Below are 15726 nucleotides of genomic sequence, written 5' to 3' on the forward strand. Positions count from 1 at the left end.
AATATTATATTATCTATGTTTATGAGGAGGTGAATGACTTGATTTTTACTCCTATAAAGAGTACGAAGGTATATGAGCAGGTAATAGAGCAAATTGAGAATATGATTGTAGACGGCACACTGAAAAAAGGGGATAAACTTCCCTCGGAAAGGGAACTGGTAGAACATCTGCAGGTAAGCAGAACTTCTATAAGGGAAGCATTAAGGGCACTGCAGGTTATGGGACTAATAGAAAGTAGACAAGGTGAGGGTAATTTTATAAGGCAGAGTTTTGAAGAAAGCTTGTTTGAACCTCTTTCTGTAATGTTTATGCTTCAAGGAGGGAATCCTGAAGAAATAATGGATGTTAGAAGACTTATAGAAATAGAAACCGCTTCTATGGCTGCAGGAAAAATAAATGAAGATCAGCTGAAAAGTTTAAAAAAATTATCAGATGCCTTCAAGACTTCCAGAAATGAGCAGGATAATGTAAAATTTGATAAAAAATTTCACTATAAAATTGCACAGGCTGCGGGAAATTTTTTAATAATAAATATTTTAAATGCAATGTCTTCTTTAATGGATGCTTTTTTAAAAGATGCCAGAAGCAAAATATTGGTAGATAAGAAGAATATAGAGGTGCTTGCAAAGCAGCATATGGGAATATATGAGGCACTCAAAAACCATGATGTGAAAAGAGCTTCAGATGAAATGAAGAAACATCTTGATTTTACCAATGCCTATATAAAAAAACATATATGAAAGACTTTTAAAAAAGTTATAATGGTTTTGGTGGATGCTAATGTTTTATTTAATATGCTGTATTGATAAATTCCGCATATTAAATAAAATTTTATGCTGACTAAGATTAAAGAAAATAAACATCTCCTTTATATCGGTTAATTTATTAACCAATATATGATATTTATACTTAATTTTTATATAAACAAAAAAATTTTTTGTTTATACGATTATATTGTAAACGTTATGTATACAATATAAATTAATTAATTCTATAAAATAAATTGATGTTAACAAAATAACAATTGTAGAAATATTAAAACAACTATGATATGATTAGCTCATAACTGGTAGTACCATAATACCATAATACATAGTACCATAACCTGTAGGTACTTGGGGGGAGGATTAGCATGAATGTTTATTTACTTTTTTTCATTGCACTAATACCGATAGTATGGCTTATGATTTCATTAGGTGTTTTGAAGATGCCAGGTCATAAAACTTGTCCTTTTACATTGGTTATTACTATATTATTAGGAATTCTGGTATGGAAAATGCCGATTTTAAATGCTGCAACTGCAACGCTGGAAGGATTTGCCCTTGCCGTATGGCCAATTATGATCGTAATAATAGCAGCTGTATTTACTTATAATCTTACCGTTTACACTAAAAGTATGGATTCAATTAAAAAAATGATGACGGGTATAACAACAGACAACAGGATACTGGTACTCATTTTAGCTTGGGCTTTTGGAGGGTTTATGGAAGCCATAGCGGGGTTTGGAACTGCAGTTGCAATACCGGCCAGCATACTTGCAGGGCTTGGATTTAACCCTGTTTTTGCAGCTGTCATATGTTTAATTGCCAATACCACTCCTACTGCCTTTGGAGCTATAGGAATTCCTGTGACAACCCTTGCAAAGGTTTCTAATATTGATGTAACGCAGCTTAGTTATGCAGTAGGTCTTCAACTGACAATTTTAATTATTATTGTGCCTGTTATACTTGTAATGCTTACGGGCAGGAGTGTAAAGGCTATAAAAGGTTTTTGGGGAATATCCCTTGCATCCGGTATTTCTTTTGCAGTTCCTCAATTGCTGGCGGCAAAATATTTAGGTGCAGAGCTTCCTGCAATACTTGGTTCCGTAGTCTGTATGGTAGTTACAATAGCGGTAGCTAAAATATTTTATAAAGACACTGCTGCAAAAAATGCTGAAAGGGTTTCTGTCAAACAGGGAATACTAGCATGGCTGCCCTTCATATTGGTTTTTATATTTGTAATATTGAGCAGTGCGTTGTTTCCAACCATAAATAAGGCACTTTCTTCAATAAAAACATCAGCACTTATTTATTCTGGAAAAGGAGCGTCACCTTATGTATTTAATTGGGTGTCCACTCCAGGAACACTGATTATAATAGCAACCTTTATAGGGGGACTTATTCAAGGTGCTAAATTTGTGGAGATATTAAAAGTCCTGGTGGATACCTTTAAACAAATGTATAAATCAGCTATTACCATAATTGCCATAGTGGCGCTTGCAAAAGTAATGGGTTACAGCGGGATGATAAAATCAATATCAGTAGTTCTGGTAACTGCTACAGGAAGATTTTATCCGCTTATTGCTCCCATAATAGGCGCTATGGGCACATTTGTAACAGGAAGTGATACATCAGCCAATGTATTGTTTGGAGGTCTTCAGGTGGAAGTGGCAAGATCACTTCATTTAAACGAGTTCTGGCTTGCAGCTGCAAATACGGGAGGAGCTACGGCAGGAAAGATGATATCACCTCAAAGTATAGCAGTTGCCACAGCAGCTACAGGACTTGTGGGACAAGAAGGAAAAATATTAAATGCCACTTTGAAATTTTGTGTAGTATATGTAATTATATTAGGACTTATTGCTTATTTTGCAGGACCTGTATTTGGGTTTAATTAAATAGAAGAAGGGAAGATTTGCCTATGTCAGTAATAAAACTGCCTTATAATAAAAGAACTGTGGAAGTTGAAATAGAAGATAAAAATCTTGCAGCAGTACTTGAGTCAAAAGCAGGAAGTTATAAAACGGAACTTACAGAATCCGAAATAGTTGAAAGTGCACTTGACAACCCCATAGGATCTCCGAAGCTGGAGGATCTGGTTAAAAATAAGAACAATATGGTTATAATAAGCAGTGATCATACAAGACCAGTACCAAGTAGAATTATAATGCCCATACTCTTAAAAAGAATAAGGAAGGTAAATCCCAATATTGATATAAAGATTTTAATTGCCACAGGATTTCATAGAGCTACAACTAGGGAAGAACTCATAGATAAATTTGGTGAAGAAATAGTTGAAAATGAGAATATAATAGTTCATGACTCGGGGAATGATGCAGGTTTGCTCAAGATAGGCACACTTCCATCAGGAGGGGAACTTATAATCAATAAGACAGCAGTAGAAACAGAACTTTTAATTGCAGAGGGTTTTATAGAATCTCACTTTTTTGCGGGATTTTCAGGTGGAAGAAAAAGCATACTTCCTGGCATAGCTTCAAGAAAAACCATTATGGCCAATCATTGTTCAGAATTTATATCAAATCCATGTGCCAGAACAGGCAAGTTAAAAGATAATCCCATTCATAAGGATATGTTATATGCTGCAGAAAGAGCAAAACTAGCTTTTATAGTAAATGTAGTTATAGATGGAAACAAAAAAATAATAAATGCTTTTGCAGGCAATAGTAAATTGGCCCATGAAGAGGGCTGCAGGTTTGTCATGGAGTTGTCTGAAGTTAACAAGGTAGAAGCAGATATTGCCATTTCCACCAACGGCGGCTATCCACTGGATCAAAATATATATCAGGCAGTTAAGGGGATGACCGCAGCAGAAGCAACCTGCAGGGAAGGCGGGGTAATAATAATGGTGTCTGCCTGTAATGATGGCCACGGCGGCGAAGGATTTTACAATAATCTAGCTGGGGTGAAATCCCCGGAAGAATTTTTGGAGAAGGTTTCCAAGGTTCCGAGAGGGAAAACTGTGCCTGATCAATGGGAATCTCAGATACTTGCCAGAATACTTCATAAGTGCACTGTAATTATGGTTACTGATATGTGTCAACCTGAGATTATAAAAAGTATTCACATGCAGCATGCTTATACTGTTAAAGAAGCTCTTGATAAAGCATATGACATTGCAGGAAAAAATGCAAAAGTTACTGTTATACCGGATGGAGTTGCTGTAATTGTAAATTAGACAATAAAATTATTTTTAAGTTTATATAAATTTTGGAGGTAGTTTAAATGGACATATTAGTATGTATAAAACAAGTTCCAGGAACATCAAAAGTTGAAGTGGATCCTGTAACTGGAGTATTAAAAAGAGAAGGTATAGATTCCAAAATGAATCCTTATGATTTATATGCATTGGAAACTGCACTTAAAATTAAAGAAAAGCATGGGGGAATAGTAAAAGTAATAAGCATGGGACCGCCTCAGGCATCCGATGTAATAAAAGAAGCGTATATGATGGGTGCAGATGAAGGGGTGCTGCTGTCTGACAGAAAATTTGCAGGAGCAGATGTATTGGCAACCTCTTATACCATATCCCAGGGAATAAAAAGGATGGGACATATAGATTTAATACTTTGCGGAAAACAGACTACAGATGGTGATACAGCACAGGTAGGACCTGAGATGGCAGAGAATTTAGGAATACCACATATAGCTAATGTTTTAAGTATTGAAGAAGTAAAAAATGATTCCTTGATTGTTAAAATGGATATGCCTAATACTGTGGAAATATCAGAGGTGAAATTTCCATGTCTTCTAACAGTGGAAAAAGACATATTTCAACCCAGGCTTCCATCCTTTAGAAAGAAGATTGAGACAAAGGACAGGGAAGTTAAGGTATTGGGCTATAAGGACTTTGAAGACAAAAATGAAAACATGTATGGGCTTAATGGTTCACCTACACAAGTAGAGAGAATATTCCCACCGGAGGTAAATACTGATAAGGAAATGTGGAATGGAAATGGAGAAGAATTGGCAAATAAATTAACTAAAAAACTTAGAGAATGTAAGTTTATATAAATTATTAGGAGGAATTGAAAAATGGGTAAATTGGTAATAAATAAAGATAAGCTTACGCCTTCCGTTATAGAGGAATTGGTTGGTATATGTCCTTTTGGTGCCATGGAAAATAAAAATGGAAATTTAGAAATAAATTCTGCCTGTAAGATGTGTAAAATGTGTGTAAAAAAAGGGCCAGAAGGAGTAGTACAATTTATAGAGGATAAAATCGAAGAAATAGATAAAAGCCTTTGGAGAGGAATATCCGTATATGTAGATCATGTAGAAGGAAATATACATCCTGTAACTTATGAGCTTATAGGCAAAGCCAGGGAATTGGCGGCAAAAATAAATCATCCAGTATATGCGGTATTTGTAGGATATAATATAAAGGACAAGGCAGAAGAATTATTGCATTATGGTGTAGATGAGGTTTTTGTGTATGATTATGAGGAGCTGAAAGATTTTAGAATAGAGCCTTATACAGCAGCATTGGAAGATTTCATAAACAAAATCAAGCCATCGGCTCTTCTTGTAGGTGCAACTACAGTAGGAAGATCCCTTGCCCCTAGAGTTGCAGCTAGATTTAGAACTGGTCTTACTGCTGATTGCACAGTTCTTGATATGAAAAAAAATACGGATCTTGTACAAATAAGACCTGCATTTGGCGGTAATATAATGGCTCAGATATTAAATCCAAATCATAGACCACAGCTTGCTACAGTAAGATATAAAGTCATGAATGCTCCTGAAAGATCAGAAAAGACTTCAGGAAAAATAAATATACAATGTATGGACAAAACAAAATTTAAATCAGGCATAAAAGTGCTGAAGATAATTAAAAAAGAAATTGAAGAAGAAATATCAGAGGCAGATGTTATAGTTGCAGCAGGAAGAGGTGTTAGATCTGAAAAGGATTTAGCCATGATAAAAGAACTTGCCGATTTACTTGGAGGCCAGATAGCCACTACCAGGCCCCTTATAGAAGCAGGATGGATAGATGCAAAAAGGCAGATTGGATTAAGCGGAAGAACAGTTAAACCAAAACTTATAATAACCTGTGGCATATCCGGTGCAGTTCAATTTGTAGCTGGTATGAATAATTCTGATCTGATTATTGCAATAAATAAGGATCCGAAAGCGGCTATATTCGATGTGGCCCACTATGGCATTGTAGGGGATATATATGAAATCATACCGAAGCTTATAGATAATATTAAATCAGAAAAAGGATTGTATGAACTGGTTTAAAAATTATCCAGTGTATTTAAAATCTTTGAGTTCAGTTTGGAGGAAAAAATATGGAAATGTGCATCGAAAAATATAAAAAGTTAGATAATAATGATATAGAGTTTTTCGTGGATTTGCTTGGACAAGATAGAGTTTTTACCGGCGAAAATATAAATGAAGATTACAGTCATGATGAATTAGGTGGAGTAAGCAGATATCCTGATGTTATGTTAGAAGTTTTAAGTGCAGAAGAAGTTTCAAAAATAATGGCTTATGCCTACAAAAACAATATTCCAGTGGTGGCAAGGGGTTCAGGAACAGGATTGGTTGGTTCATCAGTTCCAATAGAAGGTGGAATAATGATAAACTTAACTAAGATGAACAATATACTTGAATTAGATGAGGAGAATCTTACATTAACACTGGAACCAGGAGTTCTTCTTATGGAGATAGCCAAGTTTGTAGAAAGTCATGATTTGTTTTATCCACCAGATCCAGGTGAAAAGTCAGCTACTATTGGAGGAAATATAAACACCAATGCAGGTGGAATGAGGGCTGTTAAATATGGTGTTACAAGGGATTATGTAAGAGGTTTGGAGGTAGTACTTCCGAATGGAAATATTATACAAGTAGGAGGCAAAGTAGTTAAAAACAGTTCAGGTTATAGTATAAAGGATTTAATATGCGGATCTGAAGGAACTCTTGGAATAATTACAAAAGTAATACTAAAGCTTCTGCCCCTTCCTAAAAAATCAATAAGTCTGCTTGTACCATTTCCTGATTTGAATAGAGCCATAACCACGGTTCCCAAAATAATAAAGTCCAAAGCCATACCAACGGCTATAGAATTTATGCAGAGGGAGGTTATACTTGCAGCAGAGGAGTTTTTGGGGAAGAAATTTCCGGATAAATCATCAGATGCATATTTACTTCTTACCTTTGATGGAAACAGCAGGGAACAAATAGAGGCTGATTATGAAAAAGTAGCAGATATATGTTTAAAAGAAGGAGCTATTGATGTGTATATTTCAGATACAGATGAGAGAAAGGAATCAGTCTGGTCTGCAAGAGGGGCATTTTTGGAAGCAGTCAAGGCCACAACTACCGATATGGATGAATGTGATGTGGTTGTTCCAAGAAACAAGGTAGCTGAATTTGTAAAATATACAGATGAGCTTCAGAAACAATTTAACATTAGAATAAGAAGCTTTGGACATGCAGGAGATGGAAATATACATGTATATATTTTAAAAGATGATCTTTCAAATGAGGAATGGAATAAAAAGTTAAGCGATGTATTTGACTGCATGTATAAAAAATCTGAAGATTTAGAAGGAGCCGTTTCAGGCGAACATGGCATTGGATATGCCAAGAAAAAGTATATAGCCCGTCAGTATGGAGAGGATTATATTCAGCTTATGAGAAATATAAAGCTTGCTTTTGATCCTAAAAATATATTAAATCCAGGCAAGGTTTGTGAATAATTGAAAAATAAAAGCTTTCGTAACATTTTACGAAAGCTTTTATTTTTTTGCAGAAAATATTTAAATTTTAATAAAATGTTTTATTTCAGTTATTGTATATTTATAATAAAAGAAAAGCTGCAATAACAACGTAATATAATGATAAATCCTATGTATTATAGGTTAATTAAAAAAATAAATTAATTTTTATAAAAAATATTGCATATTTATTCATAAAGTCATATAATAACTACATATTTAAAATAAATATGAAAACTGTCAGCTTATAATTTCCATAAATAAATCTATTTAAAGAGGGGGAAAATAATTTGATGCAAGTAGGAATTATTGGAGGAACAGGTTATGTTGGGGCGGAGCTTGTAAGGCTTTTGTCAAATCATAATAAAGTGAAAATATCAGGAATATCTTCTGTTCAATATAAAGGAAAATCTATTTCCAGTATATATCCAGGATTTTACGGGCTCAATGAACTTGTATGTGAAAGCCAGCAGGAAGTTATGGAAAAAAGTGACTTGATATTTTTGGCATTGCCCAGCGGGTTAAGTGAATCTATTGTTGAAAAGGCAATTCACAAAGACAAGGTATGTATAGATATGGGGGCGGATTTTAGATTTAAAAATGAATCTTTATATAAAAAATGGTATGGTAAAAGTTTTCTTACACGTAGTTTACATGAACAAGCTGTATATGGACTTCCGGAATTAAATAGAGAACGTATAAGAAAATCACAAATTATAGGTAATCCGGGATGTTATGCTACTTCTGTTGAACTTGCCCTTTTACCCCTTATTTCCGAAGGGTTAATAGAGGAGAAGGGGATAATTGCAGATTGTAAATCAGGGCTCACCGGATCTGGGAAAAATCTCACTGAAAACAGTCATTTTGTAAATTGCAATGAAAGTTTTGCTCCTTATAAAGTAGCAAATCACAGGCATACACCGGAAATAGAAGAAAATTTGGGTAATATATCCAAGAACAACATAAAACTGACATTTGTACCTCATTTAATCCCAATAAACAGGGGAATTTTATCTACAATTTATACAACTCCTCAAAAACCAATAGATATAGAAAAAGTGCATGAAAAATATTGTGAATTCTATAGAAAAGAGCATTTTGTAAAAGTACTTCCCCTTGGGGAAATATCAAAAATAAATAATATCAGATTTTCAAATTACTGTCATATATCTCTGCATTTTGATGAAGAAAATAATAAATTGATAATTATATCTTGTTTGGATAATATGATGAAGGGTTCAGCAGGACAGGGAATTCAGAATATGAATATTCTTCTGGGATTTGATGAAACAGAAGGTCTTACAGATGTTCCTGCAGTTTTTTAATTAAATTTCAAGGAGGCTGTTAAAATGAAATTTCAAATTATTGAGGGTGGAGTTACTTCTCCAAAGGGATTTTTATCCTCAGGAATTAGCTGTGGTCTTAAAGGTGAAAATTTAAAAGATTTGGCACTTATAAAATCTATTAAACTTTGCAATTCAGCAGGAGTTTATACGAAGAACAAAGTGAAAGGTTCACCGCTTTTAGTTACTAAGAAACATTTGGAAAATAAAAGTGCTCAGGCAATTATTGCAAATAGCGGCAATGCAAATACCTGCACAGGTGAGGAAGGAATAAAAAATGCAGAGCAGATGTGCGAGTATGCAGCAAAAGAACTTGGAATTGAAAGTGATGATGTACTTGTTGCATCTACAGGAATTATAGGGTTTAAATTAAATATTGGCGCTATAAAAAATGCAGTACCTGAACTTGTTGAAAAATTGGATAAGCAGGGATACAGTGATGCTTCAAAAGCTATTATGACTACAGATACTGTCCAAAAAACAATGGCTTTGAAATTAGAGATTGGCGGCAAAACAGCAACTGTTGGAGTTATGGCCAAGGGTTCTGGAATGATACACCCCAATATGGGAACTATGCTTTCCTTTATAACAACGGATATAAATATAAGTTCTGAGCTTTTGGAAAAAGCTTTAAAAGAAAGTGTAAAGGTAAGTTATAACAGGGTTTCAGTAGATGGGGATACTTCAACTAACGATATGGTGCTTATACTTGCAAATGGATTAGCTGGAAATCCTGTAATAGAAGAAGAAAATGATGATTACAAGGTATTTCTGGAGGCACTTAAAAAATTAAATATAAAGATTGCCAAAATGATTGCAAAAGATGGGGAAGGTGCTACAAAACTTATAGAGTGCAGAGTTTTAAATGCAGCTGATGAAGAGGAAGCTGAAATACTTGGAAAGTCAGTAATATGCTCCAGCCTGGTTAAAACTGCTTTCTTTGGGTGCAATGCAAATTGGGGAAGAATACTGGATGCAGTTGGATACTCCGGAGTGGATTTTGATATAAATAAGCTGCAGGTTTCTATGGAAAGTTCCAAGGGAAATGTACTGGTATTTAAAGATGGAGAGCCTGTGAATTTTTCAAATGATAAGGCAGCGGATATATTGTCACAAGATGAAGTGAGTATAATTTTGAATTTTAATTCAGGCAGCTGCAGTGTTTGCTGCTGGGGATGTGATTTAACTTATGATTATATAAAAATCAATGGAAGTTATATGTCGTAAAAATTTAAATTGTAGTGCTTATATTAAAAAAAGGGGGCGCATAATGGATTATAATGAAGTGGCAAAAGTTTTAGCAGAATCACTGCCCTATATTCAGAAATACAGAGGTAAAACTATAGTTGTGAAGTATGGTGGCAGTGTAATGAAAGATGAAAAACTTAAAAGATGTGTTATAAATGATCTGGTACTTATGAAATGCGTTGGAATAAATATAGTAGTGGTTCATGGAGGAGGGCCTTTTATTTCCTCTCATTTAAAAAGGCTGAATAAAAAAAGTATTTTTATAGATGGATTGAGATATACAGATAACGAAACCATGGATATAGTTCAAATGGTGCTTTGCGGAAAGGTCAATAAGGATTTGGTGAATCTGATTGAAAGTTATGGTGGAAAATCCATAGGACTATGTGGAATAGATGGTGCTATGATTGAAGCCAAAAAGGTTTCTTTTAAAGTGGATTTAGGAAGGGTTGGGGAAATAGTAAATATAAATACTGAAATTATTAATAATTCTATAGACAACGGTTATATTCCAGTAATAAGCAGTGTAGCTAGAGGAAATAGGGGGGAATTATATAATATAAATGCAGACACTTGTACTTTTAGAATTGCAGCAGCTTTAAAAGCGCAGAATTTGATACTTCTTACAGATGTACCTGGAGTTATGAGGGATGCAGAAGATCCTTCCACACTGATTTCAGAATTAAAATTGCAGGATATTCCCAAGGTATATGAAAGCAATATTATAAAAGGCGGAATGATACCTAAAGTAAACTGCTGTGTTGAAGCTGTCAAATGCGGGGTTAAAAGTGCTCACATTATTGATGGAAGAGTTCCTCACTGTCTTCTTGTAGAATTGTTTTCGAAAAGCGGCATAGGAACCATGATCTTTTAAAATTGAAGTTAAAACAATTTGCTAAAGTGTATTAAAAATTTATAATAAAAAAGGGGGCAAGACCATTTACAAGGCTGTATAAGTTTTGTAGATGGAAATTTATATGGATTATTTACATTATGCAAAGGAATATTTAATGAACACTTATAATCATCTTCCCGTAGTATTTACCCATGGAAAGGGATGCAAGCTATATGATGTTTCAAATAAAGAATATCTGGACTTCACTTCAGGTATCGGAGTTATGGCATTAGGCCGTGGAAATGAGAAATGGATTAAAGCTGTTGAAGATCAACTGGAAAAATTAGCCCATACATCAAATATAGTTTTAAATGTTCCTATACTAGAACTGGCTAAAAAGCTTACAGAAATTTCAAGTATGAGTAAGGTATTTTTTTGCAATTCGGGAACAGAGGCCAATGAGGGGGCTATAAAACTTGCCAGAAAGTATAGCTTTGAAAAGTATGGGAATGGAAGAAATACTATAATTACTTTGGACAGGAGTTTCCATGGAAGAACAATGGCTGCATTGGAAGCTACCGGAGAAGAGGAACTCCATAAATACTTTTATCCTTTTCCAGAAGGATTCAAACATATTGATATAACTGTGGAAGCTTTGGAAAAAGCTGTGGATCCGAGTGTTTGTGCTATTATGATAGAAGCAGTTCAAGGAGAAGGGGGAGTAAATCCTTTAAGCAGTGAATTTGTCCACAAGGTATTTGAAATAAGTGAAAAAAAAGATATCTTAGTTATATGTGATGAGATTCAATGTGGCCTTGGAAGAACAGGAAAATTATATGGATTTAACAATTACGATGTACATCCGGATATTATATCTGTAGCCAAAGCTCTCGGCGGGGGTCTGCCCATGGGTGCTGTGCTTTGTAATGAAAAGCTTAAAAATACCTTTAAATATGGGGATCACGGTTCAACTTTCGGGGGAAATCCAGTTTGTGCAGCTGGAGCTATAGAAATATTAAACGAAATTTCCAATGAAAAATTTTTAGAAGAAGTAGCTGACAAGGGAAAATTTATTAAGGAGTTTTTTAAAAATAAATCTTTTAAGAATATAAAAGAAGTTCGTGGAATGGGATTGATGGTAGGCATAGAAATCAAAGGGAAAGCTTCTGAAGTGCAAAAAAGGATTTTTGAAAAAGGTATCCTTGTGTTGACTGCCGGTAAAAACAATGTAGTAAGGCTTCTTCCACCTCTTGTAGTTTCCAAAGAGGAATTGGAAAAAGGATTAAATATAATATATGAAGTTATAGAGAGTATGTAGATAGTTAAAAGGCCCCAGCTTATTAAAAGTAAGCCGGGGCTATTTTTGCGGTTAAAAATTCATAAAATTACATGTAATAATTTATACAAACAAGGTAAAACTAGATTAAAATAGTTAGTTAAACTTTGTAAATAAAAAAATATAGCATGAGTAGGAGGTTTTAGAAGTTGACTGTGGGATCCAAAGTAAAACAAACACTGATTACTCTTAAAGGTGCAGAAAGCACCTTGAGATTATATTCTCTGCAGGAACAGGATAAAAAGGCCAGAGCTGTGTATAGAGAGGCCTTTGAAGGTGTAGAAGGTATAACTCAGGATTTAAATAAGAGAATAAAATTTTTAGAATATGAAGAACCGCAGTATAAAGGTAATTGATTTGGAGGAATAATATATGAAGATCTGGATTGCAATTTTATTAAAATCCACAGCATTGTTTTTTTTGTCCCTGGTTTGTATAAAAATGCTGGGTAAAAAACGATGGGCTAAAATAACTCCTTTTAATTTTATAAATTACATTATAATAGCTGTTTTGATTGCATTGATTTCTGTAAATATTATACCTAACTGGGTATTTGGCATACTTGCTTTAGCTGTTTGGGTGTTTTTACCAATAACTTTAGATTATATATGTATGAGAAGCAAATTTATGTATGACTTGATAAATGGGAAAGAAATAGTAGTTGTAAAAAAAGGAAAAGTCATGGAGGAAAATTTAAGTAAAATAAGGTATAGCGGTGAGGATCTGCTGAGAGAGCTTCGTTCCAAAAATGTGTTTAATCTGGCAGATGTAGAATTTGCAATAATGGAATCTACAGGAGACATAAATGTAATACTAAAATCCGAGAAAAAGCCAGTTACTCCAAAGGACTTGGGAATACAGACCTCACAGGACGGAGCACCCCAGACTGTAATACTAGATGGAAATGTAATAAATGAATCCTTGAGCAATCTGGGATTAAATCAGGGATGGTTAAATGAGCAGCTGGAATTGCAGGGAGTGTCTTTGGATAATGTATTTATAGGTCAGGTAAATTCAAAAGGTGAGCTCTATGTAGATTTGTTTGATGACATGATTGAAGTCCCACAGTCAAATGTAAGAGAGATGTTATATGCCAGCCTGGGAAAGGCAGAAGCAGATTTAATGTCCTTTACTTTGGATACACAGGATAAAAATGCACAGGATATCTATAAAAAAGATTCTCTTATATTAAAAAACATACTGGAAAAATTAAAACCCTATTTGTTGGGATAGAAGGTGATAAAATGTCTGATAAAAAGAAAAAAAAGCTAACGCCTGCACAACAGCAGTATCAAAATCTTGCAAAAGAAAATGAAATCAAAAGAAAGGTTTTTACAAATTGTTTAAAGGCATTTTTAGTAGGCGGAGTTATATGTACAATAGGCCAGGGTTTGCAAGTCATGTTTATAAAGTATTTTAATTTTACTGAAGCAACTGCAGGAAACCCTACTTCTGCCGTTTTGATTATAGTATCCGTACTTCTTACAGGGTTCGGTGTATTTGATCATATTGCCCAGTGGGCTGGGGCAGGCACTGCCATACCTGTTACCGGTTTTGCAAATTCCATTGCATCCTGTGCCATAGAACATAAAAGTGAAGGATTTGTTTTAGGAGTAGGAGGAAACATGTTTAAGTTGGCAGGATCCGTAATAACTTTTGGAGTTTTTTCCGCATTTGTAGTAACTATTATAAGAATAATTATTCAATGGTTAGGTGGGATTTAAATGATTCAAGGACATCAATCCTGGATATTTGAAACGAAGCCTATTATACTTGGATGTTCTGCTGTAGGCGGACCTTTTGAGGCAAAAGGTGCCCTGGCCAGAGAATTTGATTTACTTCATGAGGATATATGGCTTGGCCAGGATAGTTTTGAAAAAGCTGAAAAAAAATTACTGGAAGAAGCCTGTAATCTTGCTATAAAAAATTCAAAGGTTAAAAAAGAAGATATAAATTTTTTTGTTAGTGGAGATCTTATGAATCAGATAACCAGCAGCAGTTTTTCTGCCAGAAGTCTTAAGATACCTTATTTAGGCATATTTGGAGCCTGTTCAAGTTCTATGGAGGGATTGGCTATATCTTCATTTATTGTAGACAGCAATGGAGCTGAATATGTTCTCTGTGGAACTTCAAGCCATAATGCAGCTGCAGAAAAACAATTCAGGTATCCCACTGAATATGGAGGTCAAAAACCGCCTACTGCACAATGGACAGTAACAGGAGCTGGAGCTGCAGTGGTGGGGAAAGGGTATGATAAGCCTAAAGTTACTTCAGCTACCATAGGTAGAGTAATAGATATGGGGATTTCTGATCCTTTTAATATGGGAGCGGCCATGGCACCTGCTGCAGTTGATACAATAGAGGCACATTTTAGGGACTTGAATAGAGATCCTTCCTATTATGATATTATAGCTACTGGTGATTTGGGAAAGATAGGTCATGATATAGCCAAAGAAATGTTAAAAAGGGATGGATTCGAATTTCCACAGGGAGTATTCACTGATTGTGGTATTCTAATGTATAAAAAGGATCAGCCTGTATTTTCAGGTGGCAGTGGATGCGCTTGCTCTGCTACAGTAACTTATGGACACTTTTTAAAAGAAATGAATCGAAAAAAGATAAATAAAATATTGATAATAGCAACAGGGGCCCTTATGTCACCTATGTCCTATCAGCAAAAGGAAAGCATACCTTGTGTTGCTCATGCAGTGTCTATAGAAGCATAGAAAAGAGGTGCATTTATATGGAAAAGTTTTTCTGGGCATTTGTAGTAGGAGGAATAATATGTGTAATAGGGCAGATTATGATGGATGTTTTTAAACTTACGCCGGCTCATACCACAACTACACTTGTAGTAGTGGGGGCCATATTAGGGGGATTTGGACTATATGAACCACTTATAAAGTTTGCTGGAGCAGGTGCTTCTGTACCTATAAGCAGCTTTGGAAATTCACTTGTAAAAGGTGCTATTATGGAAGCCAAGGAGTTTGGAATAATAGGAGTTTTAACTGGAATTTTTGAAGTTACCAGTGCAGGTATATCTGCTGCTATAATTTTTGGATTTATCGGAGCTCTATTATTTAAACCTAAAGGATAATCATTTAAAGGAGGTGATAAATATGACAGTTGGAACTCAAATGCAGCAGGCAATAGCCGGGATACAAAGTGCAGCTGCAACTATGAAAACATTTGCCCTGGAAACTCAGGATCAAAATGCAAAAAATGATTTTCAAAATATAGCAAAAAATTTAGATGATGCTCTACAAGTTCTCAATGGAAGACAAAAATATATTCAGCAGCAAGAACCTCAGTATACCAAACTGTAATAGTTGTTGCAAACAAATTAATATTTTTATATGCAGCTTAATACCAAGACTATAATTATCAATATGTTAATATGGATAATTATAGTCTTTATGTTTGAAATTAATTGAAGTAAATATGATATACTGTAAAAAAC

The 15726-nt window shown here is 34.6% G+C and carries 16 protein-coding genes; all 16 read left to right on the forward strand.

The window, feature by feature from the left end; all coding sequences use genetic code 11:
- Positions 1-41 precede the first annotated feature (41 nt).
- The 16 genes from ACYUJ6_RS08260 to ACYUJ6_RS08335 all read left to right on the forward strand — a co-directional run bounded on the left by ACYUJ6_RS08260 (position 42) and on the right by ACYUJ6_RS08335 (position 15592).
- Positions 42-740, forward strand: coding sequence for a FadR/GntR family transcriptional regulator (locus ACYUJ6_RS08260; RefSeq protein WP_461845473.1), 699 nt, complete (start codon positions 42-44; stop codon positions 738-740).
- Positions 741-1132: 392 nt separating this feature from the next.
- Entirely contained in the window at positions 1133-2659 is a 1527-nt protein-coding gene (locus ACYUJ6_RS08265; protein ID WP_461845334.1) for an L-lactate permease, read from the forward strand.
- Between the two features lie 23 nt (positions 2660-2682).
- Positions 2683-3957, forward strand: coding sequence for a nickel-dependent lactate racemase (gene larA / locus ACYUJ6_RS08270; RefSeq protein WP_461845335.1), 1275 nt, complete (start codon positions 2683-2685; stop codon positions 3955-3957).
- Positions 3958-4004: 47 nt separating this feature from the next.
- Positions 4005-4793, forward strand: a complete 789-nt coding sequence (locus ACYUJ6_RS08275; protein ID WP_461845336.1) for an electron transfer flavoprotein subunit beta/FixA family protein — start codon at positions 4005-4007, stop codon at positions 4791-4793.
- Positions 4794-4814: 21 nt separating this feature from the next.
- Positions 4815-6023, forward strand: coding sequence for an electron transfer flavoprotein subunit alpha/FixB family protein (locus tag ACYUJ6_RS08280; protein ID WP_461845337.1), 1209 nt, complete (start codon positions 4815-4817; stop codon positions 6021-6023).
- Between the two features lie 50 nt (positions 6024-6073).
- On the forward strand, positions 6074-7486 hold the full coding sequence (locus tag ACYUJ6_RS08285; RefSeq protein ID WP_461845338.1) for an FAD-binding oxidoreductase: 1413 nt from the start codon (positions 6074-6076) through the stop codon (positions 7484-7486).
- A 308-nt stretch (positions 7487-7794) separates the two neighbouring features.
- Positions 7795-8829, forward strand: a complete 1035-nt coding sequence (argC, locus tag ACYUJ6_RS08290) for an N-acetyl-gamma-glutamyl-phosphate reductase (protein ID WP_461845339.1) — start codon at positions 7795-7797, stop codon at positions 8827-8829.
- A gap of 24 nt (positions 8830-8853) precedes the next feature.
- Positions 8854-10074, forward strand: coding sequence for a bifunctional ornithine acetyltransferase/N-acetylglutamate synthase (gene argJ, locus ACYUJ6_RS08295; protein WP_461845340.1), 1221 nt, complete (start codon positions 8854-8856; stop codon positions 10072-10074).
- A 43-nt stretch (positions 10075-10117) separates the two neighbouring features.
- On the forward strand, positions 10118-10969 hold the full coding sequence (argB, locus tag ACYUJ6_RS08300; protein ID WP_461845341.1) for an acetylglutamate kinase: 852 nt from the start codon (positions 10118-10120) through the stop codon (positions 10967-10969).
- 103 nt (positions 10970-11072) lie between these two features.
- Positions 11073-12248, forward strand: a complete 1176-nt coding sequence (locus ACYUJ6_RS08305; protein WP_461845342.1) for an aspartate aminotransferase family protein — start codon at positions 11073-11075, stop codon at positions 12246-12248.
- 167 nt (positions 12249-12415) lie between these two features.
- Positions 12416-12622 carry a DUF1657 domain-containing protein gene (locus tag ACYUJ6_RS08310; RefSeq protein ID WP_461845343.1) on the forward strand — a complete coding sequence of 69 codons (207 nt, stop codon included), beginning with the start codon at positions 12416-12418 and terminating at the stop codon, positions 12620-12622.
- A gap of 16 nt (positions 12623-12638) precedes the next feature.
- Complete coding sequence (locus ACYUJ6_RS08315; protein WP_461845344.1) at positions 12639-13499, forward strand: YetF domain-containing protein; 861 nt, start codon at positions 12639-12641, stop codon at positions 13497-13499.
- Between the two features lie 11 nt (positions 13500-13510).
- The gene (spoVAC, locus tag ACYUJ6_RS08320) at positions 13511-13990 is read left to right on the forward strand and encodes a stage V sporulation protein AC (RefSeq protein ID WP_461845345.1); all 480 of its coding nucleotides are present in this window, start codon (positions 13511-13513) and stop codon (positions 13988-13990) included.
- Positions 13991-14992, forward strand: a complete 1002-nt coding sequence (gene spoVAD, locus ACYUJ6_RS08325; RefSeq protein WP_461845346.1) for a stage V sporulation protein AD — start codon at positions 13991-13993, stop codon at positions 14990-14992.
- A gap of 17 nt (positions 14993-15009) precedes the next feature.
- Positions 15010-15363 carry a stage V sporulation protein AE gene (spoVAE, locus tag ACYUJ6_RS08330; RefSeq protein ID WP_461845347.1) on the forward strand — a complete coding sequence of 118 codons (354 nt, stop codon included), beginning with the start codon at positions 15010-15012 and terminating at the stop codon, positions 15361-15363.
- 22 nt (positions 15364-15385) lie between these two features.
- Entirely contained in the window at positions 15386-15592 is a 207-nt protein-coding gene (locus ACYUJ6_RS08335) for a DUF1657 domain-containing protein (protein WP_461845348.1), read from the forward strand.
- The last annotated feature ends 134 nt before the right edge of the window (positions 15593-15726 follow it).

Source organism: Clostridium sp. JNZ X4-2, from assembly GCF_054889485.1.